The 26,015-nt window shown below is 57.4% G+C and carries 20 protein-coding genes; 12 read left to right on the top strand and 8 right to left on the bottom strand.

The window, feature by feature from the left end; all coding sequences use genetic code 11:
* Positions 1 to 32: 32 nt before the first annotated feature.
* The 7 genes from xerD (at position 33) to D8U71_RS19015 (ending at position 7,418) form a co-directional block, all read left to right on the top strand.
* Complete coding sequence (xerD, locus tag D8U71_RS19045; protein ID WP_071174488.1) at positions 33 to 929, top strand: site-specific tyrosine recombinase XerD; 897 nt, start codon at positions 33 to 35, stop codon at positions 927 to 929.
* Between the two features lie 341 nt (positions 930 to 1,270).
* The gene (dsbC, locus tag D8U71_RS19040; RefSeq protein ID WP_016771534.1) at positions 1,271 to 2,002 is read left to right on the top strand and encodes a bifunctional protein-disulfide isomerase/oxidoreductase DsbC; all 732 of its coding nucleotides are present in this window, start codon (positions 1,271 to 1,273) and stop codon (positions 2,000 to 2,002) included.
* 131 nt (positions 2,003 to 2,133) lie between these two features.
* Entirely contained in the window at positions 2,134 to 3,438 is a 1,305-nt protein-coding gene (locus D8U71_RS19035; RefSeq protein WP_024011722.1) for a homoserine dehydrogenase, read from the top strand.
* Between the two features lie 107 nt (positions 3,439 to 3,545).
* Positions 3,546 to 4,955 carry a threonine synthase gene (gene thrC, locus D8U71_RS19030; RefSeq protein WP_130888423.1) on the top strand — a complete coding sequence of 470 codons (1,410 nt, stop codon included), beginning with the start codon at positions 3,546 to 3,548 and terminating at the stop codon, positions 4,953 to 4,955.
* Between the two features lie 120 nt (positions 4,956 to 5,075).
* Positions 5,076 to 6,449 (top strand): transporter substrate-binding domain-containing protein, encoded by a 1,374-nt coding sequence (locus D8U71_RS19025; protein WP_130888422.1) that lies wholly within the window; start codon positions 5,076 to 5,078, stop codon positions 6,447 to 6,449.
* Positions 6,450 to 6,566: 117 nt separating this feature from the next.
* On the top strand, positions 6,567 to 6,974 hold the full coding sequence (locus D8U71_RS19020) for a response regulator (RefSeq protein ID WP_016771531.1): 408 nt from the start codon (positions 6,567 to 6,569) through the stop codon (positions 6,972 to 6,974).
* 162 nt (positions 6,975 to 7,136) lie between these two features.
* Positions 7,137 to 7,418, top strand: coding sequence for a DUF3509 domain-containing protein (locus D8U71_RS19015; RefSeq protein ID WP_016771530.1), 282 nt, complete (start codon positions 7,137 to 7,139; stop codon positions 7,416 to 7,418).
* 222 nt (positions 7,419 to 7,640) lie between these two features.
* Here the strand turns inward: D8U71_RS19015 and D8U71_RS19010 are convergent, their stop codons facing one another.
* Positions 7,641 to 8,840 (bottom strand): CaiB/BaiF CoA-transferase family protein, encoded by a 1,200-nt coding sequence (locus tag D8U71_RS19010; protein WP_024011725.1) that lies wholly within the window; start codon positions 8,838 to 8,840, stop codon positions 7,641 to 7,643.
* Positions 8,841 to 8,986: 146 nt separating this feature from the next.
* Here D8U71_RS19010 and D8U71_RS19005 point away from each other — a divergent pair, with 146 nt between their 5' ends.
* The 3 genes from D8U71_RS19005 to D8U71_RS18995 all read left to right on the top strand — a co-directional run bounded on the left by D8U71_RS19005 (position 8,987) and on the right by D8U71_RS18995 (position 12,666).
* A complete protein-coding gene (locus D8U71_RS19005; RefSeq protein WP_007908961.1) occupies positions 8,987 to 9,529 on the top strand; it encodes a YaeQ family protein in 543 nt (180 codons plus the stop codon).
* A 54-nt stretch (positions 9,530 to 9,583) separates the two neighbouring features.
* The gene (gene recJ / locus D8U71_RS19000; RefSeq protein WP_016771527.1) at positions 9,584 to 11,293 is read left to right on the top strand and encodes a single-stranded-DNA-specific exonuclease RecJ; all 1,710 of its coding nucleotides are present in this window, start codon (positions 9,584 to 9,586) and stop codon (positions 11,291 to 11,293) included.
* Positions 11,294 to 11,559: 266 nt separating this feature from the next.
* Positions 11,560 to 12,666, top strand: a complete 1,107-nt coding sequence (locus D8U71_RS18995) for an NADH:flavin oxidoreductase/NADH oxidase (RefSeq protein WP_039759093.1) — start codon at positions 11,560 to 11,562, stop codon at positions 12,664 to 12,666.
* A 178-nt stretch (positions 12,667 to 12,844) separates the two neighbouring features.
* Here the strand turns inward: D8U71_RS18995 and D8U71_RS18990 are convergent, their stop codons facing one another.
* Entirely contained in the window at positions 12,845 to 14,473 is a 1,629-nt protein-coding gene (locus D8U71_RS18990; protein ID WP_071174494.1) for a glucan biosynthesis protein D, read from the bottom strand.
* A 403-nt stretch (positions 14,474 to 14,876) separates the two neighbouring features.
* Here D8U71_RS18990 and D8U71_RS18985 point away from each other — a divergent pair, with 403 nt between their 5' ends.
* A complete protein-coding gene (locus tag D8U71_RS18985; RefSeq protein ID WP_016771524.1) occupies positions 14,877 to 15,062 on the top strand; it encodes a hypothetical protein in 186 nt (61 codons plus the stop codon).
* A gap of 177 nt (positions 15,063 to 15,239) precedes the next feature.
* A complete protein-coding gene (locus D8U71_RS18980) occupies positions 15,240 to 15,971 on the top strand; it encodes a tellurite resistance TerB family protein (RefSeq protein WP_130888421.1) in 732 nt (243 codons plus the stop codon).
* A gap of 977 nt (positions 15,972 to 16,948) precedes the next feature.
* Here D8U71_RS18980 and D8U71_RS18970 read toward each other — a convergent pair.
* From D8U71_RS18970 to tssI, 6 genes are all read right to left on the bottom strand, one after another.
* Positions 16,949 to 17,254, bottom strand: a complete 306-nt coding sequence (locus D8U71_RS18970; protein WP_125927647.1) for a hypothetical protein — start codon at positions 17,252 to 17,254, stop codon at positions 16,949 to 16,951.
* 140 nt (positions 17,255 to 17,394) lie between these two features.
* Entirely contained in the window at positions 17,395 to 18,618 is a 1,224-nt protein-coding gene (locus D8U71_RS18965; protein ID WP_232245492.1) for a hypothetical protein, read from the bottom strand.
* 373 nt (positions 18,619 to 18,991) lie between these two features.
* Entirely contained in the window at positions 18,992 to 19,408 is a 417-nt protein-coding gene (locus tag D8U71_RS18960; protein ID WP_122700361.1) for a hypothetical protein, read from the bottom strand.
* A complete protein-coding gene (locus D8U71_RS18955; protein WP_125927648.1) occupies positions 19,405 to 24,135 on the bottom strand; it encodes an RHS repeat-associated core domain-containing protein in 4,731 nt (1,576 codons plus the stop codon). The genes D8U71_RS18960 and D8U71_RS18955 overlap by 4 nt, the downstream gene beginning before the upstream one ends.
* Positions 24,132 to 24,875: a DUF4123 domain-containing protein gene (locus D8U71_RS18950; RefSeq protein ID WP_130888434.1), complete on the bottom strand. Its 744-nt coding sequence runs from the start codon at positions 24,873 to 24,875 to the stop codon at positions 24,132 to 24,134. The genes D8U71_RS18955 and D8U71_RS18950 overlap by 4 nt, the downstream gene beginning before the upstream one ends.
* Positions 24,865 to 26,015: type VI secretion system tip protein TssI/VgrG (gene tssI, locus D8U71_RS18945; protein ID WP_130888420.1), on the bottom strand; the 1,151-nt coding region annotated here is incomplete at its 5' end. The genes D8U71_RS18950 and tssI, both read right to left, overlap by 11 nt.

The raw sequence follows: 26,015 nt of genomic DNA, 5'->3' as shown, positions 1-26,015 counted from the left end.
GCAGTGTTAAAAACTGCCTGCCCCGAGCACCCATGCCTGCCATCGACCATCCGCTGATTGATCAATTTCTCGACGCTTTATGGCTGGAGAAAGGCCTGTCCGACAATACCCGCGACGCCTATCGCAGTGACCTCGCGCTGTTCAACGGCTGGTTGCAGGAGAAAAATCTCGAGCTGATCAATGCCGGCCGCGAATTGATCCTCGATCATCTGGCGTGGCGGCTGGAGCAAAACTACAAGCCGCGCTCCACCGCGAGATTTCTCTCCGGGGTGCGTGGCTTTTATCGCTATCTGTTGCGGGAAAAACTGATCAGCGTCGACCCGACGTTGCGCGTCGACATGCCGCAACTGGGGCGGCCGTTGCCCAAGTCGCTGTCGGAAGCCGATGTCGAAGCACTGCTCAAGGCGCCGGATCTGAGCGAAGCCATCGGCCAGCGCGACCGCGCGATGCTGGAAGTGCTGTATGCCTGTGGCCTGCGCGTGACCGAACTGATCAGCCTGACGCTGGAGCAGGTCAACCTGCGCCAAGGCGTATTGCGGGTGATGGGCAAGGGCAGCAAGGAGCGTCTGGTGCCGATGGGCGAGGAGGCGATTGTGTGGGTCGAGCGTTATATGCGTGATGGTCGTGGCGAGTTGCTCGGTGGCCGCCCCAGCGATGTGCTGTTCCCCAGCCAGCGCGGCGAGCAGATGACCCGGCAGACGTTCTGGCATCGCATCAAGCATCAGGCCAAGGTCGCCGGGATCAGCAAGTCGCTGTCGCCGCACACCTTGCGCCACGCGTTCGCCACACACCTGCTCAACCATGGCGCGGACTTGCGCGTGGTGCAGATGCTGCTCGGGCACAGCGACCTGTCTACGACGCAGATCTATACCCATGTCGCCCGCGCCCGCTTGCAGGACTTGCATGCCAAGCACCACCCACGCGGCTGACACATCCCATAATGTTGAAACACTGACCTGTGGCGAGGGGATTTATCCCCGTTCGGCTGCGCAGCAGTCGCAAACCCGGCTGGCTCGATTTTGAGTGAAAGATCGCGGTGGATGGCTTAGGGCTGCTTCGCAACCCAGCGGGGATAAATCCCCTCGCCACAATAATGTGTGTCCGCCACATGTGGTTGTGGGTCAGTGGCACATGAGTGTGTGGCGACAGGCGCATTCGGCCCTCGTGACCTTATGTGTTAGGCTTTGCCGGTTTGCACGATGGACGGTTATGACCCGGTGTTTCGCACGGGCGTTCTGACCGTTTCATTGGCCCGCCCTCAGGAGTACTCATGCGTCTGACCCAGATTTTCGCCGCCGCCGCCATTGCGTTGGTGAGCACCTTTGCCGTCGCTGACGACGCGGCTGACAAAGCCATTCGTCAAAGCCTGGAAAAACTCGAACTCGAGGTTCCGGTCGAGAGCATCAGTGCCAGCCCATTGCCTGGCATGTACGAAGTCAAACTCAAAGGCAGCCGCGTGCTGTACGCCAGCGCCGATGGCCAGTACATCGTGCAGGGCAACCTGTATCAGCTGGCGAATGGCAAACCGGTCAACCTGACCGAGAAGACCGAACGCCTGGGCATTTCCAAACTGATCAATGCCATCCCGGTGGCCGAAACCGTGGTCTACCCGGCCGTGGGCGAGACCAAATCGCATATCACCGTGTTCACCGACACCACCTGTCCGTACTGCCATAAACTGCACGCCGAAGTGCCGGAGCTGAACAAGCGCGGCATTGAAGTGCGCTACGTGGCGTTCCCGCGCCAGGGCCTGAATTCGCCGGGTGACGAGCAGCTGCAAGCAGTGTGGTGCTCGAAAGACAAGAAAGCCGCCATGGACAAAATGGTCGATGGCAAGGAAATCAAGGCCGCCAAGTGCGATAACCCGGTTTCCAAGCAATTCGCCCTCGGTCAGTCGATCGGCGTGAACGGTACACCGGCCATCGTTTTGGCCGACGGCCAGGTCATTCCGGGCTACCAGCCGGCGCCACAAGTCGCCAAACTGGCGCTGGGCGCGAAGTAATTCGCATCGTCACGGGCAACCGTTGACGATCGTGGTCCGGCGGCAACAGCGCCGGGCCATCAACAGAGAGCCGCGAGCACGCGGTTGTTTTCCGGCCGACCCTGTGTCGGCCGTTTCATGGGGAGTTCACAGTGAATCCGGTCAAAGTAGGCATCTGTGGGTTAGGGACCGTCGGTGGCGGTACCTTCAACGTACTTCAGCGCAACGCCGAGGAAATTGCTCGTCGTGCCGGGCGTGGAATCGAAGTGGCACAAATTGCCACGCGCACGCCAAAGCCTCAGTTCCAGACGACCGGTATTGCGATTACCAACGATGTCTTCGAAGTGGCCACGAACCCTGAGATCGACATCGTCATAGAGCTGATGGGCGGCTACACCGTTGCCCGCGAGCTGGTACTCAAGGCCATCGAGAATGGCAAGCATGTGGTCACCGCGAACAAGGCGCTGATAGCCGTTCACGGTAATGAGATTTTCGCCAAGGCACGCGAGAAAGGCGTGATCGTGGCATTCGAAGCAGCGGTGGCCGGTGGCATTCCGGTGATCAAGGCGATCCGCGAAGGCCTGTCCGCCAACCGCATCAACTGGGTTGCCGGGATCATCAACGGTACCGGCAACTTCATCCTCACCGAAATGCGCGAGAAGGGCCGTACGTTTGAAGACGTACTCGCCGAAGCGCAAGCGCTGGGTTACGCCGAAGCCGACCCGACCTTCGACGTCGAAGGCATCGATGCCGCGCACAAGCTGACCATTCTGGCGTCTATCGCCTTCGGTATTCCGCTGCAATTCGACAAGGCTTACACCGAAGGCATCACCAAACTGACCACCGCCGACGTCAACTACGCCGAGGCGCTGGGCTATCGCATCAAGCACCTCGGCGTGGCGCGCAGCACTGACGCCGGCATCGAGTTGCGCGTGCACCCGACGCTGATTCCGGCCGATCGCCTGATCGCCAACGTCAACGGCGTGATGAACGCAGTGATGGTCAACGGCGACGCCGCCGGTTCGACGCTGTTCTACGGTGCCGGCGCTGGCATGGAGCCGACCGCTTCGTCGGTGATCGCCGATCTGGTCGACGTGGTTCGCGCGATGACTTCCGACCCGGAAAACCGTGTGCCGCACCTGGCCTTCCAGCCGGACTCGCTGTCGGCCCATCCGATCCTGCCGATCGAAGCCTGCGAAAGCGCTTACTACCTGCGCATTCACGCCAAGGATCATCCGGGCGTTCTGGCGCAGGTGGCGAGCATCCTGTCGGAGCGCGGCATCAATATCGAATCGATCATGCAGAAGGAAGTCGAAGAGCATGACGGCCTGGTGCCGATGATCCTGCTGACCCACCGCGTGGTCGAGCAGCGCATCAACGATGCGATCACCGCGCTGGAAGCACTGGCTGGCGTTGACGGCCCGGTTGTACGGATCCGTGTCGAACATTTGAACTAAAAAGCAGCGGCAAGCTTCGAGCGGCAAGTGGCAAGAGAGAAGCAGTCTGGCTTTTACTTGCGACTTGCAGCTTGCAGCTTGCAGCTCAAACCGAAGGTTTGAAAAAAATGCGATATATCAGTACTCGCGGGCAGGCCCCGGCCCTGAATTTCGAAGAGGTCCTGCTGGCCGGTCTGGCGACCGATGGCGGTCTGTACGTCCCGGAAAACCTGCCACGTTTCACTCAGGAAGAAATCGCTTCCTGGGCCGGCCTGCCGTATCACGAACTGGCCTTCCGGGTGATGCGTCCGTTCGTCACCGGCAGCATTCCGGATGCCGATTTCAAGAAGATTCTCGAAGAAACCTACGGCGTGTTCGCCCACAGCGCCGTGGCGCCACTGCGTCAGTTGAACGGTAATGAATGGGTGCTTGAGCTGTTCCACGGCCCGACCCTGGCGTTCAAGGACTTCGCCCTGCAACTGCTCGGTCGTCTGCTCGATTACGTGCTGGAAAAGCGCGGCGAGCGCGTGGTGATTGTCGGTGCCACCTCTGGTGACACCGGTTCTGCGGCCATCGAAGGCTGCAAGCACTGCGAAAACGTCGACATTTTCATCTTGCACCCGCATCAGCGCGTATCGGAAGTGCAGCGTCGGCAGATGACAACGATCTTCGGCGAAAACATCCACAACATCGCCATCGAAGGCAACTTCGATGACTGCCAGGAAATGGTCAAGAACAGCTTCGCCGACCAGAGCTTCCTCAAAGGCACGCGTCTGGTGGCGGTGAACTCGATCAACTGGGCGCGGATCATGGCCCAGATCGTTTACTACTTCCATGCGTCCCTGCAGTTGGGCGGTCCGGCGCGTTCGGTGTCGTTCTCGGTACCTACCGGTAACTTCGGCGACATCTTCGCCGGTTACCTGGCGCGCAACATGGGCCTGCCGATCAACCAGTTGATCGTCGCGACCAACCGCAACGACATCCTGCACCGCTTCATGAGCGGCAACCAGTACGTCAAGGAAACCCTGCACGCAACGCTGTCGCCGTCGATGGACATCATGGTGTCGTCGAACTTCGAGCGCCTGCTGTTCGACCTGCACGGGCGTAACGGTGCGGCGATTGCCGGCCTGATGGACTCGTTCAAAAAGGACGGCAGTTTCAGCGTCGAGCAAGAGCGCTGGGCCGAAGCACGCAAGCTGTTCGATTCCCTGGCGGTGGACGATGCGCAGACCTGCGAAACCATCGCCGACGTCTACGAGCAAACCGGTGAGGTGCTCGACCCGCACACTGCCATCGGTGTGAAAGCCGCGCGCGAATGCCGTCGCAGCCTGGATATCCCGATGGTCATTCTGGGTACTGCCCATCCGGTCAAGTTTCCTGAGGCAGTGGAGAAAGCGGGTGTAGGAAAAGCGCTCGAACTACCTGCACATCTTTCTGATTTGTTTGAGCGAAACGAGCGATGCACGGTTCTGCCAAACGACCTGAAAGCCGTGCAAGCCTTTGTCAGCCAGCATGGCAACCGCGGCAAGCCACTCTAAGCCAGTAAAAGCTGTCACATTTTGAAGCCCGTCTCCTGACGGGCTTTTTTGTTTCTGCTGCCACACTGCTCGGGTTTTCACCCACGAAGGACGGGTGAGTCGATCACGAAGGAAATGGCAATGCTGTTTTACAGAGGTTTGAAACCGGCACTGGGCTGGTTGTTTTTGTTGGTGGTGCTGGGGTGGACACACAGCGGCATGGCAGCGCAAATGGCACTCGATCAGGCCAATGCGTCAGCCAGTGTCCAGGCTATCGAGCTGGATGCGCACGAGCAGCAATGGATACGTGACAACCCCAGAGTGACGGTGGCATCGGTGCAATATCCGTTGTACCTGTTTCAGGACGAACATGGCCAGTGGAGCGGTCTGAACAACGATGTGCTCAAGCGCGTCAGCGCAATGACCGGCCTGCAATTCGAGCACCAGGAATCGTTCTCTACCGACCATATGCTCGATCGCCTGCAAAGCGGAGTCGCGGACATCAGTACGACCTTGGCCATGAGTGATGATCGCAAGGCGTTTCTCGATTTCAGTCATGCTTTTGGAGGGGCAGGCTGGGTTTTTGTCGGACATGCCAATACCCCGCGGGTGGAGTCTTTCGAGCAACTGGCCAAGCGCGTTCTGGTGCTGCCCGCCCGTCATGCCCTGGAGGATGCGATTCGCCGCGATTATCCGTCGATTGAAATACGCTCGGTGAAAACCTACGCCGAAGCGCGGGCGCTGGTCGAGAGCGGTGAAGCCTACGCAACCATCGAAAACGAAATCGGCGCGCAGCTCTATCCGTTAGGCATGCTCAAGGTCGGTGCCCTGGTAGAGGGCAAGTGGGAAGCCGATCATCTGGCTGTACGAAAAGGCATGCCGCAACTACTGAGCATTCTCAACAAGGCGCTGGAAGCGTTCCCTGCGGCGGAGTTGCGGGCGATGCGTCTCAAGTGGCTGGCAGGCGTTTCGCCGCCGCCCGTGCCCTCCGTCTGGGAACGGCTGGTCGAGTGGGCATGTTGGGCGATGGGGGTAATCGGCGTTTTCGGAATGCTGTCGCTGGTGTGGAACAGACGCCTAGCGGCCGTGATCAAGTTGCGCTGCGCGGCGGAAAAGGAGTTGGGCGATCAACTGGCCTTTCAGCACGCCCTGATCGATTCGATGCCGGATCCGGTGTTTGTCCGTGATCTGCACGGGCGGTTGATCATCTGCAATCGCAGTTACGAGGAAGCGCTGTCGGTGCGCTTGGACCAGATGCAGGGGCGCCTGCTGATCGAAGTCGATGCGTTTCCGGAAACCACCGCGCGCATGCTCCACGATGAATTCATCGCCCAGTTGCAGACCCGCAAGTCGCGCTTCAGCAAACGACAGCTGCTGTTCAAGGGCGGGTCTCGCGAGGTTTATCAGTGGACCGTGCCGTTTTACAGCGGTGACGGTAAATTGCGCGGCCTGTTGGGTGGCTGGACCGATATCACTCAGCGCAGGACCGAGAGCGGGTGTCGCTGTCTGCAGTAAAGAAGGGAAATGTCCTGCAAGACGCGGCTACTTTTCTGATGGGAGGCTTAAGACGCCTGCCCTAGAGTGAACGACAACTGCGGTGAGAGTCCGCGATGATCGCTCCAGAGGTCGCCCATGCGCTCGCTTAAAGTCCTGATTCTTGAACCCAACCCGTTCCAGCTGATGGCATTGCATCAAATGCTCAATGCCATCGGCATCTACGATGTATTGACCGCGCCTTCGCTGGCGTCAGCCTTGAGTTCACTGGGGCATCGCGGCGCGGTCGATATCGCCATCTGCGATCCGCAGCTCAAGGGTGGCGATGGGCTGGCTTTGATTCATCACCTGGCGGCGCACCATGAGGCGCGTGCCCTGATTCTGCTGGGCTCGGTCGCGCAGAGTTTGATGAGTGATCTGGAGCCGCTGCTCCGCCAGCAACGCCTGCGCCTGCTGGGACGGCTGCAAACGCCGGTTTCGGCGGTGTTGATGAGAGGTCTGCTGGACAGTTATCTGATCACCCCGCAGGAGCTCATCGAGGCCTGAAACCGGCGAATATTTTTCTGTCATCTTCGCCGTGCATGCTCTGTCAGACGCGGACCCGCAAGGTCGGGACGCGACAGGCAGAACTTTCTTCTCGGGCCGGTGGTCATTTAATGTGAACACGCCCCAGGCACTGTGTTTTCGGACTATTGAGTGGAGATCGAGATGGAAAGTATCAGTCTATTGCTCGGTGAGGCTCTGAGCCCGTATCAGGTGACGCTGACCCCTCGCGGCAGCCATGGTGAATGTCTGGTGACGCTGAAGAACAGCAGCGGCGCCATTGTGGTGGAACGCGAATTCAATCAGGCCCAGTTGAGCGACAAGCGCTTGCTGACCGACGTGGTGGACGGCCTGCACCGTGACGTGATGATCGCCGAAGGGCGGTTGGAACCCTGCGTGATTGCGGCGTTGCGCAATGCAGCTCTGGACAAGCGTCCGGCCCTGTAAAGATGAAATATTTTTTGTGGGAACCTTCCTGCATCCCTGTCAGTCAGACCCCATAACAGCAGGATCAAGCATTGTGCTCCGGTGCTTGTCGCTTGCTGCTACGGGTCTCGAAGCAGACCCCGTTTAACCCCGAGTCGTCTCCCCACTTCTCGGGGTTTCTTTTGCCCGGCGTTTGCCCAGTGCGCGGCTTGTTGCTTGAAAAACCGAAGCGCCCGGCGCTGCTCAGATGGCCCCGTCTTCGCGCAGCCGAGCGATTTGCGCCGCGTCGTAGCCCAGATCGCCAAGCACCTGCGCATTGTGTTCGCCCAACTGCGGCCCGACCCATTCGGATGAACCTGGGGTTTCGGAAAGTTTCGGCACGATGCCGGGCATCTTGAAGTCCTTGCCGTCCGGCAGCTTGGCGTGCAGGAACATCTCTCGCGCCAGATATTGCGGATCGTTGAACATGTCCTCGGCGCTGAAGATCCGGCTGACCGGTACGTCGGCCTGATTGAGCAAGTCGAGAACAGTCTGCAGTGGTAAGGAATTGACCCAGCGATCAATCACGCCATACAACTCGTCCCGGCGACTGTCACGCCCGTCATTACTGGCCAGCAGTGGGTCGTTGGCAAGATCTTCGCGGCCAATCACGAGCATGAAGCGTTTGAAGATCGCATCACCATTGGCACCGATCTGCACATGCTTGCCGTCGGCGCTGGTGTGGATCGAAGAGGGCGTGATGCCCGGCATGATGTTGCCGCTGCGCTCGCGGATGAAACCGAACACGTCGAACTCCGGCACCATGCTTTCCATCATCGCGAAGATAGCTTCATACAGCGCAACGTCGACCACTTGGCCCAGTCCGCCATTGACCTCGCGATGACGCAGCGCCATCAACGCACCGATCACGCCCCACAGCGCGGCAATCGAATCACCGATGGAAATGCCGGTACGCACCGGTGGCCGATCTTCGAAACCGGTGATGTACCGCAGGCCGCCCATGGATTCGCCGACCGCACCGAAACCTGGCTGGTCCTTCATCGGCCCGGTCTGACCGAAACCGGACAGGCGCACCATCACCAGTTTCGGGTTCAGGGCGTGCAGGGTTTCCCAGCTCAGACCGAGTTTTTCCAGGACGCCGGGGCGGAAATTCTCGATGAGGATGTCGGCCTCGCCCAGCAGCTGTTTCAGGATCGCCAAACCGTCGGGGTGTTTCAGATTGAGGGTCAGCGACTTCTTGTTGCGCGCCTGGACGAACCACCACAACGAGGTGCCTTCGTACAATTTGCGCCACTTGCGCAGGGGATCGCCGCCGTCCGGCGACTCGATCTTGATCACTTCGGCGCCGAATTCGCCGCAAATGCGCGAGGCAAACGGCCCGGCGATCAGCGTACCCAATTCAATGACTTTCAGACCCGAGAGCGGTTTGCTGGTGAACGGCATGCGAAATCCTGTAGGACAAGGCTGAACGGATACAGGGTTTTAACATAGCCGGCTGTCAGACGCCGCAGCTCGATCGCCATCAATTCGATGATTGCCTGTGGCATCGGTTAGACTTGCCGACTTTCCTCGTATCAAGAAGCCCGTTCATGGCCCAGCCGTCCACAACCTACAAATTCGAACTGAACCTCACCGACCTCGACCGCAGCGTCTACGAGAGCGTCAAGCAGACCATCGCCCGTCATCCTTCGGAGACCGAAGAACGCATGACTGTGCGGCTGCTGGCCTACGCGCTCTGGTACAACGAGCAGCTGTCGTTCGGCCGTGGTCTGTCAGACGTGGATGAACCGGCCTTGTGGGAAAAGAGCCTGGACGACCGTGTCCTGCACTGGATCGAAGTCGGCCAGCCGGATGCCGATCGCCTGACCTGGTGCTCGCGCCGCACCGAACGCACCAGCCTGCTGGCCTACGGCAGCCTGCGTGTGTGGGAAACCAAGGTGATCCCGGCGATCAAGAACCTGAAAAACGTCAACATCGCCGCCGTCCCGCAGGAAGTGCTGGAGACCCTGGCCAAGGACATGCCGCGCGTCATCAAGTGGGACGTGATGATCAGCGAAGGCACGATCTTCGTCACCGACGATCGCGGTCAGCACGAAGTCCAGTTGCAATGGCTGCAAGGTGAGCGCGGCTGAGGTCGCGACACCGCTGATATTTCCCACGAATCAAAGAGAAGCCTCCGTCGCCCCATGCGTATCGAACCTCGTCAACTGCCTGCCACGCTGCCTTTCCTCGGTGATCTACCGCCACTGCTGACCCGCCTGTACGCGGCGCGGGGCGTGCAATCGGAAGCGGAGCTGGACAAAAGTCTGGCGCGCTTGATCCCGTTCCAGCAGCTCAAAGGCATTGATGCGGCGGTCGACCTGCTAGTGACGGCTCTGGAGCAGCGTCAGCGCATTCTCATTGTTGGCGACTTCGACGCGGACGGCGCCACCGCCAGCACCGTCGGTGTGCTCGGCCTGCGCCTGCTGGGCGCGGCGCATGTCGATTACCTGGTGCCCAACCGTTTCGAATACGGCTATGGCCTGACGCCGGAAATCGTCGAAGTCGCGCTGACCCGTGAACCGCAGTTATTGATCACAGTCGACAATGGCATCTCCAGCGTCGAAGGCGTCGCGGCGGCCAAGCGTGCCGGACTGAAGGTTTTGATCACCGACCACCACTTGCCCGGCGATGAACTGCCGCAGGCCGATGCGCTGGTCAATCCGAACCAGCCGGGCTGCGAATTTCCGAGCAAAGCGCTGGCCGGCGTCGGGGTGATTTTTTATGTGTTGATGGCCTTGCGCGCACGCCTGCGCAGCCTTGGCTGGTACGAGAGCAAACCGCAACCGAACATCGGCGAACTGCTCGATCTGGTGGCGCTGGGCAGCGTCGCCGACGTGGTGCCGCTGGATGCCAACAACCGCATTCTCGTGCATCAAGGGCTGGAGCGGATTCGTGCCGGCCGGGCGCGGCCGGGGATCAAGGCGATTCTCGAAGTCGCCAAGCGAGAGGCTGCGCGGATCACTTCCACCGACCTGGGTTTTATTGTCGGCCCTCGCCTGAACGCCGCCGGGCGTCTGGACGACATGAGCCTGGGCATCGAATGCCTGCTCACCGCCGACGCCAATCTGGCGCGGGAAATGGCTGCGCAACTGGACGGCATGAACCAGGATCGCAAATCCATCGAGCAGGGCATGCAGCGTGAAGCGCTGGCGCAGCTCAAGGATCTGCCGGTCGAGTCGATGCCGTTCGGTCTGTGCCTGTTCGATCCGGAGTGGCATCAGGGTGTGATCGGCATCCTCGCCTCGCGGATGAAAGAGCGCTATTTCCGCCCGACCATTGCTTTCGCCGATGCCGGTGATGGTCTGCTCAAGGGCTCCGGTCGCTCGGTGCAGGGTTTCCATATTCGCGATGCGCTGAGCGTGGTCGCGGCGCAGCATCCGAACCTGATCGCCAAGTACGGTGGCCACGCGATGGCCGCTGGTCTGACCTTGCCGCAGGAGAATTTTCCGCTGTTCGCCGAGGCATTCGACGCTGAAGTACGTAGGCAACTTCGCGAAGAAGACCTCACTGGGCGAATGTTGTCGGACGGCACGCTGGCCGTCGAAGAGTTCCACCTCGAACTGGCCCGCGCCTTGCGCCACGCCGGGCCATGGGGTCAGCACTTTCCGGAGCCGCTGTTTCATGGCGTGTTCCAGTTGGTCGAGCAGCGCGTGGTTGGCGAACGGCATTTGAAAGTGGTGCTGAAAAGCGAATGCGGTTCGGTGAAGCTCGATGGCATCGCGTTTGGCATTGATCGCGATGTGTGGCCGAACCCGACGATTCAATGGGTTGAACTGGCTTACAAGCTCGACGTCAACGAGTTTCGTGGCAACGAGACTGTGCAGTTGATGATTGCTCATATCGAACCGCGTTAAGCCATTCGCGAGCAGGCTCGCTCCCACAGGTACGGTGCTGCGTTGTGGGAGCGAGCCTGCTCGCGAAAGCGTCCTTTCACACACTGAATTACTCTGAACCCTCCCTCATCCCCGGTTGTCGACTAGGCTCTAAGCACTGCTTGATTGGCCTTGTGACGTCTTGTCGAATTCTTGCCCGCGGGGGCGGGCGCTGTACCCTTTTTCTGTCACTCGTCGACTTTTCAAACAGAACCCTGGAGCCTGCCCACTGATTCGAGAGGTGCCCCATGAGTCTGCTGCTTGAACCCTTTACCCTGCGCCAACTGACCCTGCCCAACCGCATCGCCGTGTCGCCGATGTGCCAGTACTCCAGCGTCGACGGCCTGGCCAACGACTGGCACCTGGTGCACCTGGGCAGCCGCGCGGTGGGCGGTGCCGGTCTGGTTTTCACCGAAGCCACGGCGGTGACCGCCGACGGGCGCATCACCGCCGAAGACCTTGGCCTCTGGAACGACGAACAGATCGAACCGCTGCAACGCATCACTCGTTTCATCACCGCCCAGGGCGCGGTCGCCGGCATTCAGCTGGCCCACGCCGGGCGCAAGGCCAGCACCCACCGGCCGTGGATCGGCAAGCATGGCAGCGTCAAACCCGAGGATGGCGGCTGGACCCCGGTCGGGCCATCGCCGATTGCTTTCGATCCGCAACACACTCAACCGAAGCAGCTGGATGAGGGGCAGATCGCCGAAGTGATCCAGGCCTTTGTCGACGCGGCCAAGCGCGCGCTGACGGCGGGGTTCAGCGTGGTCGAGGTGCATGCCGCGCATGGCTATCTGCTGCATCAGTTTCTCTCGCCGCTGAGCAATCAACGCCGCGATCAGTACGGTGGTTCGTTCGAGAATCGTATCCGTCTGGTGCTGCAAGTCACTGAAGCGGTGAGGGCGGTATGGCCAGAGGAATTGCCGGTGTTTGTCCGCGTCTCGGCGACTGATTGGGTCGAAGACGGCTGGAATCCGGATGAGACCGTGGAACTGGCGCGTCGCCTTCACACGCTGGGCGCCGATCTCATTGACGTGTCTTCAGGAGGGACAGCTGCAAACGCGGAAATTCCGGTCGGGCCGGGTTATCAGACGCGCTTTGCCGAGCGGGTACGCAAAGAGTCAGGCATCGCCACCGGTACTGTCGGAATGATTACCGAGCCTGCCCAGGCTGAGCACATTCTGCGCACCTGTCAGGCCGATATCATTTTCCTCGCCCGAGAGCTGCTGCGCGATCCGTACTGGCCGCTGCATGCCGACGATGATCTGGGCGGACGCAAAGCAGTGTGGCCCGCGCAGTATCAGCGCGCGACCCATCGGGATCAGCCGATTCATGAATCGGATTTGCGCGATTGATTGAAGGCTGGAAAGCAAAAGCCCCGAACCAGTGATGGCCGGGGCTTTTCTATTCGGCAGAAGTTTGCGTTATCCAGGCGGGCCTCTTCGCGAGCAGGCTCGCTCCCACATTAGGAATGCGGACCCCTGTGGGAGCGAGCCTGCTCGCGAATGACGCCAGAACCGCCGCCTTAGAACCTCAAGGGTATTTACGCTTGTCCGGCGCCGGCGGGAAGTACTGGTACAACCAGGTTTCGCTCAGCGTGCGGTCGTTGGTGCGAATGAACAGGCGCAGTTCCACTGGCTCGACACTGTCATTGGTCGGATACCAGTCGAACAGGATCCGATAACCCTTGATGTCATCCAGCACCAGCACGCTGAAGTCCTGCACCTTGCCGTTGGAACAGGTAATCACCGGCTCGATCCCGGTGCCCTGTGGCAGGCGCTCAAGGCCGCCACCGGTGAAGTCCACCGCAAAGCGCCGCGCCCAGACTGGCGGGTAATGCTCACCCGGCGCCCAACCTTCGGTGAAGCCGCCCATGCCCGAACGCGTCGCGTGCACCCGTGCCAGTGGCGTGCCGACCGGTGGCAGGGCGCTCCAGTACAGCTTGTACCCGTAGTTCAGCGAATCACCGGCAGCCACGGGTTTCTTCGGCGTCCAGAACGCGACGATGTTATCCAGCGTCTCGCCGGTTGTAGGAATTTCCAGCAGATCAATAGAGCCTTCGCCCCAGGCGGTTGTCGGTTCTACCCACAGGCTCGGGCGCTTGCTGTACCAGTCGACGGTGTCCTGATAGTTGGCGAATTCGTGGTCGGTCTGCACCAGGCCAAAACCTTTCGGGTCCTTGTCGGCAAATGCGTTGAATTGCAGCGTCGCCGGGTTGTTCAACGGACGGCAGATCCACTCGCCATTGCCGCGCCACATGGCCAGACGGTCGGAGTCGTGAATCTGCGGGTGAATGGTGTCGCACATGCGCCGTTCGTGGGTGCCGCAGCTGAACATGCTCGTCATTGGCGCAACGCCCAACTGTTCGATAGTGGTGCGTGCGTTGATGTGCGCGTCGATTTCCATCACCACGCGCTCGGCCTGGCAATCGATGTCGAAGCGATAGGCGCCGGTCGCGCTCGGCGAGTCGAGCAGGGCGTAGACCACAAAACGCGTGGCGTTCTTGTCCGGCGTCTCGAACCAGAACTTGGTGAAGTCGGGAAACTCTTCGCGCTTCTTCGCGTAGGTATCAATGGCCAGGCCGCGCGCGGAGAGGCCATATTGGCCAGTAGCATCGACCGCACGGAAATAGCTGGCGCCGAGAAACGACACCACATCATGCCGATCCAGCTCCGGTGCCTTGAACAGTTTGAAGCCGGCAAAACCCAGATCGCCCTTGAGCTGCTGGGTGTCGACCGAAGTGTTCTCGTAATTGAACAGCGCCGGGCGGAAATGCACCTCGCGCGCCATGCGCGTCTTCGGATCAACGCTGTACATGCGCACCGGCTGACGGAAACCCATGCCGACGTGGAAAAACTGCACGTCCAGCTGACCTTTGTTTTCCTTCCACAAGGAATGCTCGCCGTCGTAGCGGATCGCGTTGAAATTCTGCGGAGTCATGGTCGCCAGGGTTGGCGGCAACACCTGTTTCGTATCCTGATAGGCATTGCCGGCGAGCTGCTTGGCCTGGCGCTTCAACGCCTCGAAATCGAAAGCCTGGGCCTCGCCATCGGCGGCGCCACCATTGGCCGCCCAGGCGCGAGCGGCCAACAGACCCGACGCGGAAAGACCGGTATAGGCCGCAATGGCCATGGACGCTTTGAGCAAATTCCTGCGGTGCATAAATACAACCTGTCGTGTGCAATCCCGCGCCGTTCCTGGCACGTATCGGATCGGAAATTACGGTTCGGTCATGCCTTCGGCCAAACGCAACGGACTATAAACAGATGCCCGCTAGCTTAATCGGTTCGATTGTCGGGCAAAAACGCTTGTTTGCGTTGCGCCATCTGGCAATGAAACAAGACATGTCTGTAATTTTTCTGACAGGGCCCTCTGATTTAGAGGGCATATCTGCTTTTTTCGATTAATTACTCTAAAAACCACTTTTCAACGCCGATTTAATTCCTATTCTATGAGCAAGACCGGATACAAGCCTTCGTGCCGGCGGGGCACACGACGCTGCTCGAAGAGGCAGGGCGATGTGAGGTTCAGCAGTTTCTTGACTCAATAGAGAAGGACATCGTCCATGGCAAAAATACAAGGCATCACCGAAATGTTGGGCATCTTCCCTTGCTTGGGCGGCGGGCGCAGAAGACGCCGTCTCAATTCCGAGGAATTGAAACTGGTGGAACGTTATCGAGAGCTATCGGAAAGCGACCGGATCGCCATGCGCTATCTGGTGGATGCGATGCGGAGTGTTTCGCGGTTTTAAAGAGGAGGGGAGAAGGGGGCAGGTCGAAAGGCCCGCCCCTTTTCATTGGGTAACGCTCGGAACGAGCCCTTTTGAGTGGCGAGCAACATCTCGAAGCACACTCGCGGGGCGGGTCCGGGCACTTTCGAACTAGGCTGAGGGCCTTAGATCCGGATAACCCTTGTTTGGAGACGGAACATGAACACCCGTGGATTGCTCGATCAACTGCTCAAGTCCGGGCAGGAAATGCTGCAGAACAAGGACGGCGGCGCTTCCAGCAAATCGGCTGCCAGCGGACTTGGGGGCTTGCTCGGTGGCTCGTCTGGCTCCAGCGGCCTCGGCGGTCTGCTCTCCGGCGCGGGTGGCGGCGCATTGGCCGCAGGCGCGATGGGCCTGCTGCTCGGCAATAAAAAGGTCCGCAAGGTCGGCGGCAAAGTCGCCCTCTACGGCGGCCTCGCCGCGCTGGGCGTACTGGCTTACAAGGCCTACGGCAACTACAACGCCCAAAAAGGCAGCGCACCACAACGCGAACCGCAAACCCTCGACCGCCTGCCACCCGCGCAAGTCGAGGAGCACAGCCAGGCCATCCTCAAAGCCCTGGTCGCCGCCGCCAAAGCCGACGGCCACATCGACGAGCGCGAGCGCGAACTGATCGAGGGCGAATTCACAAAGCTCGACAACGATCAGGAACTGCAACACTGGCTCCACGCCGAACTCAACAAACCCCTCGACCCCACCGACGTCGCCCGCGCGGCGAGCACGCCGGAAATGGCGGCGGAGATGTACATCGCCAGTGTGATGCTGGTGGATGAGGAGAATTTTATGGAGAAGAGCTATCTGGATGAACTGGCACGGCAGTTGAAATTGGAGCCGGGGTTGAAGGTGGAGTTGGAGAGGCAGGTGCGGTTGGCCGGGGCGGATAGCGTGTAATCGTAGTGGCGATCGCCGGGCATCAGCAGGCGGTTGCCCTTTTACGTTAGCTAGACTTTCTGCGTTTCAGTAGTTTCCGTAACGGCGTTGAATCGACCTTTGTCCCGATGGCGGACATTGCTCTTGCGGCTGGCTCTGCATATTTTTGGTACTAGCCGCGTAATAGAGCTGGCAAATAGATCACTAGCAATCGGTGATTAGCGCACTGACTTCGTCGCCAGATCGGTGTTATTCAACAGTCGACCGTTGAGGTATGAGTCGGCGGGCCTGCCGTCGAGCAAGTTTCCTTCTGCTAGAAGTATTTGAATGGATATGTGTCTCCCGTGATTATTATTGAATCTTTTTCTGTATATACGTTGTTGATGTTGTTGATAACCAGCTGTAGGTTGGTTGGGTTTTGAAAAAGATGATAGAAGAGTTCGAAGTAAAGATAATCTTCGATCAAACTTGCTGCTAGGTTTGAATGGATGTTCAGAAGTTCATTGAAAGTCGGGTAATCAACTGTCGCAAGCTCGGGGATGTCCGCATAGCCTTGCACGGTATCGTCAATCCTGCATTCCGAAATAAACGTATCTGCAATAATTTCGAACTTTCTTGGAAAGTCTCCGGGTTTGATTTGCAGTATGTAGGGCTGAGTCTTGATCGTGACCGCCTCTCCGAATCCCAAGCTTCTATAAGATACGGTACTTGGATTGACTGCGTTGCCCGAGCACTTAAATATCATGGTTTTGCTTTCGCTGTTATAGGTTTGGTTGTCGAGATTTTTTTACCGAAAGAAAACTCCCTTGTACTACAGGTCTGAGGCTTTTCCCAAATTAATTGCATCGGCATCGGCATCGGCATCGGCTGCGCTGCTTTAGCGTAGTGGGTTGCTCTAACAAATTTTGTCATCGATTGGCAGCGCCGCTACACCCTATGGCTTAGCCAATGTCAGGTCCACTGCTTTCCCCATATACTCCTAATATGTAAAGCCTGCATCAGATTTGTTTAACTTTATGCAGCGTGTGATCTAAGATTTTGTCAAGGTCGCTCCAGGTTTTGGCGGTGTCGGTGTATATCGGAGATTCCCAATCTCGATCTGCAATTAATGAAATTCTAAAGGCACCATTTTTGTCAAATTCAGGATACCATCCGATGTCTAATATTTGTTCGTTTGGGAATGCTGCCTGTAAGAGATCCTCTTTCAGGTTCTCTGAGATGAGTGCTATGTCGTAATCGATTAGGTTGGATAGTTCGTCGAAAATTACTTTTCCGCCGAGACGTATTATTTTTTCAAATTTCATGTTTTTTTGCTTTTAATTGCGAGTAAGAAAAGGGGACAGATTTATATTCAGTTTGAAGAAAGAAAACTGTCCTCTTTTACTCAGTCCCTTTTGCTCAGAAGACAAAGCGACCACATGATCGCTCTGTCTTCAGAGATGAATTAGACCTCCTGCCGCCAAGCGGAAAACGTGATCACTGTGCCGGCTTCTTTTCTATTGGTGATTTCTACTTTATAGGTACCACCATTGATGCGGCCTTCAACGAGCGCTTTGCGCTCGTTGCCGCTGACTTCGGCGTCCTTTGCATGTTGCTGATAGAAGTCGATAACATCCGCGTATTCGGTAAAAGTCCTGAGAATGACCTCATATTCATGCTGAGGGCGTCCGGCTATTTTGTCCCAGTCACCGTCAATTGACGTGCCCTCCATACCCGGTGTCGTAAAGACACCGTGAGCGCCGGCGCCAATCAAGTGAGCTCGCTGCGGAAGCAACGGCAGCATCGCTTTTGGAAAATCGGACGGTAATTGAGCCGCAGTCCAAGCTCCCTGTTTCGGCTGAGTCACGATGTACTCAACGTGGGCAATCTTCTGCGCAGCGGCTCGGCGTTCTGGATCGTCACTCTCCGCCCACAGCGCCATCATAGGAGGCAGTTGCTTACTCCAAGTGATCAAAGCGTCGGCGTCACCCTCACTAGCGCCTTCTGGCTGGAAAATGGTCAGCACGGTTTCCGGAGCATCGTTACAAGTCAATGGCTCGTCACGAGACTTGACGGAGCAATGGCCATTGACCAGTCCTACGGCGAGCAACTGCCCCTTGTCGTCCAGCAGCAATGCGCCGCGCTCGAATCCGTTGTTACCGTCGTCCATGGCGGTGATCATTTTTCTGCCGGGAGGCACTCCATCAACAAACGTCGCCATTTCCGAATCGAGCGCTTCAAGAACCTGCTGCACGATCATCGTATTGTCATTGGTGTAGCTTCCGGTTTGGTAGCCAAGAAAATCAACGAGTGCAGAGCGAACCGCCGGGTCTTGGTTGAGCTTGTGAGCCCGTTCTGGACTGGCTTCGTTTGTAAGCAACAAGACAGTTGTGCCGTCGGGATGTTGTTCGGATCGTAGTGACAGCGCGCTTGCGCTTAGGGAGAAGGTAAAGGCTAGAAGCAAGGAGAGAGTGCGGCTCAAGTGTTTCAAGATAACAGTCCTTTGATTATTTAATCCGTGAGAGTGGTCGCAGAGATTTGATCTGGTGATTATGCGTTGAGCATAAGTTTTCTGTTTTTCATTATTCTTGAATGGAGAGTTTAAGTTGACAGTCGCCTTGAAGGTTTCAGTGACGTGTTTTTCACGCATATCAGGCGGCCCAGCAGATTTCTTCGTACAGCTAATCATTCAAGGCTTCCAGAATTCAATTCCCTCCACATGACGCTCTATGTCATTCATGTGAATCCTCACCAGGAATTGGGGCAAATTTTTTGCTGATGATTTTTTGATCTTGGATTGGTCGCTGAGTGACGTATCATCGTTAATGAGCTCGGTTGAAGTTTTTGATATTCTTTAACCGGTTTGTCGCTATAGTAACTTCCCATTTTTTATAGAGAAATCAAGGTAAATTCAATGTTTGCGAGTGCTTTCAGAGTATCTTCGATGATGAGTGTGAATATCCTGTTTTTATATTTGTTTTCTCTGATTGAATGGCGCAAATGGGGGCGGATTTATTTCAATAGAAAATCGATTTTCCCTATTTTTCTGCTATGTGTCATGTTTAAGTGGTCGCACTAAAATTGATTTCGCCCTCGCTGCTTATGCAACCTATCAAACTAAACTGCTCGGAGAAAAAATAGGTGTGTTGCGGTATTTCAGAAAATGTCATTATTATTTTTTTAAGATCGGCGGTGTGGAATCTATAAGCATTCTCTGTGAGCGAGTCGCCGATAAAGGTAATCTCAGTTATTTTGAGATCTTTTGCTTTTTCTGAAATTTCTTCAATGGCTTTGTTTATAGTGTTTTTTGAATGCGATGTGCTGTTGGGAAGTGAGCTCCAAGCGATTTTTGATCCAATAAACGGAAAATTTCTATTGATATGTGAGACGGCGTTGTCATGTGCATCATTGTCAAGTTTCATGTAGTTAATGCTGGATTCTAACAATTCTTTCTCAAGTTCTTCGTCGAAGTAGCTCATTTTTTAAATGCCTTTAGTAATTTTAATACGGTTTTTTCGCTTGCATTGAAAAGGTAATGTGGTGCTGGCTTTTTTCCTGACCAAACGTTTATATGTGCGCCGCTTCTTTCATCATATTCGATTCGATAGCCAGTCTTGCCGTCAGCGGTTTGCATGCCTACAACCTTCCCGGCATTCGTACCAAACTTCCCAATGGTTGGCTTTTCTGCTTTGAATCCATTGCTTTCAAGCCATTCAAGTGCCTTATTGCGAGCTTGCTCGAAATGCTCAAAATTAAGTGTCTCGCCAACCTCGGGCGGGGTCGTTTTTTGCGGAGGCTTTTTCGGAGTGGCACCGTTTGTCTGTTTACACACCAGCCCCAACGGATCCACCCACCCCGTAGGGTTAGGCACGTATTGGTAGCTATTCAAACCACCCGCAAGCTTGATCGGATCAGGCGTCAAGAACCGTCCAGTTCCCGGATTGTAGTAGCGGTGGCGGTTGTAATGTAAGCCTGTCTCGGCGTCGAAATACTGACCCTGGAAGCGCAACGGGTTATCAATTTCGCTGACATCCAGCGCCGCGAGGTTGCCGTAGGCGCGGTATTTTGCCGACCACATGATTTCGCCGCTGTAGTCGGTGAGTTCCTGCGGTGTGCCGAGGTGGTCGAGTTGGTAATAGAACGGGGCCGCTTTTAGCGGGCCTTCGCCGTCGAGCATCGCCAACGGGCGGAAGCTGCCCGGCTCGTAGATGTAGCTGCGATAGCGATTTTCTGCGCTTTCGGCGATCAATCGCTCGCCTTGCCAGAGGAATTCAGTGGTGTGGCCGTCGACGGTTTTTTCGAAGCGGCGACCGAAGGCGTCGTATTTGTAGGTTGCAGTGCTGCCACCCGGCAGGCTGACGCCGATCAGGCGGTGTTGGCAGTCGTAGCGGTATTCGGTGACGAGCTTTTGGCCGGTTCCGCGACGCTCGCGGATCAAGTTGCCGTAGGCGTCGTAATCGTAATGGCGGTCGCCTTGCATCAGTAGGCGGTTGCCTTTGACGTTTGCGAGGTTCGCAACGGGCAGGTCATTTTGTCCGAGGAGGTTGCCTGCCGGGTCGTGAGCGAAGCTCTCTGGCATGGCGCCGCGTACGCTGATCAGTCGGTCGAGTGGATCGTAGTGATAGCTGCGGTTGCCTTTGCGGCTGTCGTTAATACCGGCGAGGTTGCCGTTGGCATCGTAGTTGTAGCGACGCTGGAACAGGTGCTTGTCCCGTTGGCTGACGCTGTGGGCCTTTAGTCGGCCCTGTTCATCGTATTGGTATTGGCTAAGCAGCAAGCCTTGTTGGCGTTGTTGCTCGCGACCGGCGTTGAACTGGTGGCTGGTCAGGCGAGAGCCGTTGAGGTCGATGCTGTTCAGCCGTCCACCGGACAAATGACGGTAATCGAGCGTGCAGCCATCGGGCAGACGGCAGTGGCTGAGCTGACCGACTTTGTCGTAAGCGTAACGCGTGGTGCCCCAGCCCTGATGTTCGGTGATCAAGCGATCTTGCACGTCGTATTCATAAGCGAGCGGCCAATGGCCGTCGTCGACGTTTACCAGGCGACCGAGTGCGTCGTAGCTGTAATGAATCTCTTCGCCATCGGGCAGCGTCTTGACCAGCAAACGGCCTGCGGCATCGCGCTGGTATTCGGTAACCAGTTCACTACCGTCGTCACCGAACTCGGTTTTCTTCAGCAGTTGGCCGTTGAGGTCGTACTCATACGCGGTGCGTCGACCATCGAAACCGGTTTCCTGCTGGATCAGGCCGTTCGGGTAGTAATCGAGTTGGTAGCGTTCGCCGCGCTCGTTTTCGATCTCGGTGAGGTTGAGTTGCGAGTTGTCGTAGCGGTAGCGCAGTTGGCTGCCGTCGGGGTTGATGCGGCGGCTGACCAGATGCAGGTTGTCGGCGTATTCGTAGCGGGTGATCCGGCCGAGCTCGTCGCGTTCGGCGATGACGCGGCCATACGGGTTGTAGGTAAACGCACGTGTGGCGCCGCCGGGCAGGGTGACCTGAGTGAGGCGGTCGACGGCGTCCCATTGATATTGGGTGATCGCGCCGAATTCGTCCTGGCGAGTGATTTGCCGGCCGAGGGCATCGTAGCGGTATTTTCGTTGACCGCCGTCCGGCAGGCGTTCTTCCAGCAATTGGCCGAGGTTGTTCCAGCCCAGTTGATGACGACTGCCGTCGGGGTGGCGGATCTCAAGCAAGCGTCCCTGACGGTCATAGCTGTAGAAGGTCTCGTTGCCGTCAGGATCGGTTTGTTGGGTAATATCGCCCTGGCGGTTGCGTTCGTATTTCCAGCGGGCCTTGCCGCGCTGGACATCAATAAGTTGACCGTTGAAGTAGTTGTAACGCGTCGGAACACCTTCCGGGGGGATCACCGCAATCAAGCGTCCGGCATCGCTGTACTGATACTCGGTGATCGCTCCCATCGGGTCTTTAACGGCGATCAATCGGCCGTTATCGTCATAAGCGTTCTGCGTCTCACCACCGTCGGGTGCGGTCTCACTGACCAGGCGTGCATTTTCGTCATGCACATAGACCAGCTCACTGCCGTCAGCGTTATGAACAATGACCGAGCCTTTATCATCCCACTCGTAACGTGCTTCCATCTGCGCGTAATTGGCCCAATGACGTACGCATCGGGACAGCTTGCCTTCACGCTCCCACTCCCAGAAGAAGCTAGCCCCTCCGGCCATTTGTCGCTCAAGGATGACGTGCTGATCGTTGTAGCGGTAATGCTCGGTTTCGCCCATCGCATTGGTGGAAGAAACCAGTTGATTGAGTGCGTTGTATCGGTAGGTGACGAGGGTATGAATCGTCAGCCATGGGTCTTGGCGTTCGCCGCGTTCATTGTATTCGGGGCGTTGTTGCTGTTGGTCGACAGCAACGATGTGTCTGTCTTCGTAGCGCAGAAAAAGGGCGCGCCCTGCGCCGTTATCTATGCGCTGGATACGATCAACGAAGTCATAACTGATGTGCAGACGATTTTCGTACGCATCGCTGATCGCGGTCAGTCGACCGGCACGGAAATGGTAAAAGCGTGTTTTTGCCCCGGCCTGGGTCAAAATGAGTTCGCCGGGTTCATTGCCTAGATAAATTGCTGCCTGAGCCAGACTGTTAGTGATGGCCGGCCGCTGTTCCGTGGGCATCGGGAAACGGGTTTGCCGGTTCTCGTTGTCCGTCCACAGCACACCCTCATCGTCGATCTGCAAGCGATGAGACAGTGAATGACTCCAGCCATAGCCGAGGCGGCTATCAATTTCGACTGCACTGCTTCGGTATAGGCGTGTCCACTCAAAAGGCAGCAGGCCACCCAGTTCCCCATCGGTGAGCGTCAGTAACTCTTCACCGGTCACCATCGATACTGGTTCGCCGTCTGAGCATGTGTCGTCGACGCATTGTGCTGGTTTTTTCGCTGGGTTCTTCGGCTGTTCGGGGGCGTTGTCGACGGCCTCTACCTGCTCGATCCGTGAGGCTGGCTCATCTTTTTTACGGGTTTGAATCTGCGCATCGGATTCCGCTTTTCCGCCAGTGATCGGTGGCTTGCTCTTCGGAGCTGTCGCGGTTTCGGCAGGTTTGGGAGCGGCGATCTGAACATCCGCTTTGCGTGCCGGATTGAATTTCGAATCACCATTGAGTAGCAACGGCTTCGATGCTTCGGTATGGGGCGTCGCTTTGGACTTGCTGACTTTCATCAACATGCCGGTGAAGTCTTCAATCAGCTTTATGACTTTGCCGCTGCTTTGTACCCCTTTGACGGCTTTTGTACCCACGCGTACGGCCAAGCCAAGACCACCAGTCAAGACAACGCCGATCAAAATGTTGAGCAGGAACTCTGTCGACATTTGCGCCAGCACTTCGGTACAAGTCTGCGGCGGCAGCATTTTCACCCAGGCCACGATGGCCGCGACGTATATCCACATCAACGGCTCATCGCTCGCGATCAATAAAGCAGTGTGAATAGCGTCGGCAGAGGCGTCGTAAATTTTCTTGATCTGTTCTTCAGTGAAAAAGTTTTTCAGCTTCTCGTAGTTTTCGCGAGGATGGGCGATGAGGTCGTAGAGACTTTTGATATCGCCCCACAATCCCATAATCGCTTTCATGAACCCTTCCCAAGCCGCTTCCAGCTCCTGCAAGGCGCGACCTCCAAGGGAGGCATCGGTGTGAGCTTGCCAGAGCGGGAGGAAGCTGGTGCTCCATTCGGTTTGTAGCCAGCCGCCCAACTCGCCGATCACGCCTTGGTAGGAATTGAACAAACTGTCGATCTGGGCACGCGTAGGATTCGGGAAGAAGGTGATTTTGTACTGCTGATTGGGAGTAAGGCCTGAGACTTCAAGAATCCCTGATGCGTCAATGGTTTTATTGATGGTCGGGCCAACTTCGTTTTTGCCGATGAAGCGGGCATTGACGACCGGTGTCAGTTGAACTGGCGTATTGCCGATCGGCACAAAGCGCGCGGACTCGAAACTATGGATCAGCACCAGCTTGCCGTTCGCAGGACAGTTGGCATAAAGGGTATTTTCCTTCTTGCTGTCCTTGTCAGCCGTGCCAACTTCGTCACCGACTTTGAATTGCTGCTCCGCATCCAGAATGCCGCCGTACCAGGCTTCGGCATGCTCGCGGTAATCCTTCAGGCACTTCTTGAAGTCGTTGATGATGGCCTGAGCATCGGGTTGTTTTGCTGTGAGACCGCCAACGATCCCGCCCATTAAAACGCTCATACCACCACCTCTTTTTCCAGATAGGCCTTCAACAGCCCGGTAAAGTTTTCTTCCGTGAGTGGCGTGCGTTTAACAAAGCGCGCCACTTTTTGTTTCAGGTTCGATTCGGGAAAGGAGAAATACAGATCGGCGTGTTCCTCCTGCAACCACTGCATCATGTTGCCGATAACGGTTGATGGATTTTCTGCCATCAATTCTTCCAACAACCCCTTCGGCACCTCCCACCACGGCCAGTCCCGCACCTTCGGCACAACCCGCGTGCCCACTTCCAGCGCCTGCCCATTGATCAGATACCGCTCAAACACCGGCAGCACTTCTCCAGCCTTCTCCCCAAGCCCCCGCAGAATCGGATAAATATGCCGCCCATCCCAAAACCGGAAAAACACCTCGGTGCCATCCGGCATTTTTACCTGCGTCAGGCTGCGCAGATGTTCGAACACTTCGTTCGGTTCTGAACGCGACACCGCCAGCCAGCCCCAGTCGAGGGCGTCGGTTTCGGCGATCCATGGCAGGAAGGCGGAATTGGCTTTGAGTTCGGTGAGGTAGGGCATCACCGGTTGCCAGGTGGAGTAGGGCGTGCCGCCCCAGATCGGGATGAGTTGGGCGGTGGGTTCGGTGAGGTACAGGGTTTTCAGGGCGTCGGCGTCGCTGGCCGCGCTGACGATCAGGTACAGGCGCTCGCCGCTTTGCAGCGGCTGTTGCGCCAGCCAGTCCTTGGGGGTGATTCGTTCAGATGGCACAGGCACCTGCCTTGCATTTTTCGCATTCTTCACAGAACGGCGCGTTACGTTTCAGGGTGTTGATTTGCGCCGGGGTCAGGACCTGGCCAGCCTTGTCGGCATCCGCCTGTTTCAGCACACCGGGCATCAACGGCGCAGCACCGGTGCCGCTGCCCGGGCTCCCGCCGGAGTTCATGTTGATCACCGGCCCGCTCATGGTCACGCCGCCGGCGTCGATCTTGATGAAGCTGCCGCCGCCGATCAGCGTGAGTTCCGAACCAGCCTCCATCACCACTTTCATGCCGCTGCTCAGGTGGATTTCTTGCCCTGCGTCGATGAACTGGCCGGTGCCGATCTTGATGTGCTGATTCACACCGACGGTGAGGTGGTCGTTGGCGCGGGTTTCGACTTTGCGGTCGGCGTAGACGGTGTGGTGTTCTTCGGCCTTGAATTCGCTGTAGCTGTTTTGCTCGACGGTGTCGTGGCGTTCGTTGCCGACGCGGATTTTCTGGTCGTGCTCGATGTTCTCGTCCCAGTCGCGCTGGGCGTGCAGGTAGATCTGTTCCTGACCTTTTTTGTCTTCGATGCGCAGTTCGTTGTAGCCGCCGCCACCCATCGAACTCAGGGTCTTGAAGGTGCTGCGGGTCTTGTTCGCCGGCAGTGGATAGGGGACGGTGTTTTCCTTGTGGTACAGGCAGCCGCTGATCAGTGGCTGATCGGGGTCGCCTTCAAGGAAGGTGACCAGCACTTCCATGCCGATGCGCGGGATGGCGATGCCGCCGTACTGGGCGCCGGCCCAGGCGCTGGAGACGCGCAGCCAGCAACTGGTCTTGTCGTCGGCCTGGCCTTCGCGGTCCCAATGGAACTGGACTTTGACCCGGCCGTATTCGTCGCAGTGGATTTCTTCGCCTTTCGGGCCGGTGACCACCGCGCTCTGGCTGCCGAGGATTCGCGGTTTCGGGTGGCGCAGCGGCGGGCGGTTGGGTACGTCCCATGGCGTGGCCTGGAAGCGGTTGCGGTAGCCCTGGTGGAAATCGTCTTTCAGCGCGGTGGTGTCGCTGGTCACCGACTCCTCGAGCACTTGCGGCTGCTTGCCTTCATGCAGGACTTCGGTGAGCAGCCAGAGGTCGTTCCACTTGGCTTTCGGGTGTTCGGTCAGGG

Origin of the sequence: Pseudomonas sp. Sample_21, from assembly GCF_004307525.1 — a bacterium.
Taxonomy (GTDB): domain Bacteria; phylum Pseudomonadota; class Gammaproteobacteria; order Pseudomonadales; family Pseudomonadaceae; genus Aquipseudomonas; species Aquipseudomonas atacamensis.
The sequence above is the reverse complement of the archived record's forward strand: the minus strand, read 5'-3'. Positions and strand labels throughout refer to the sequence as shown.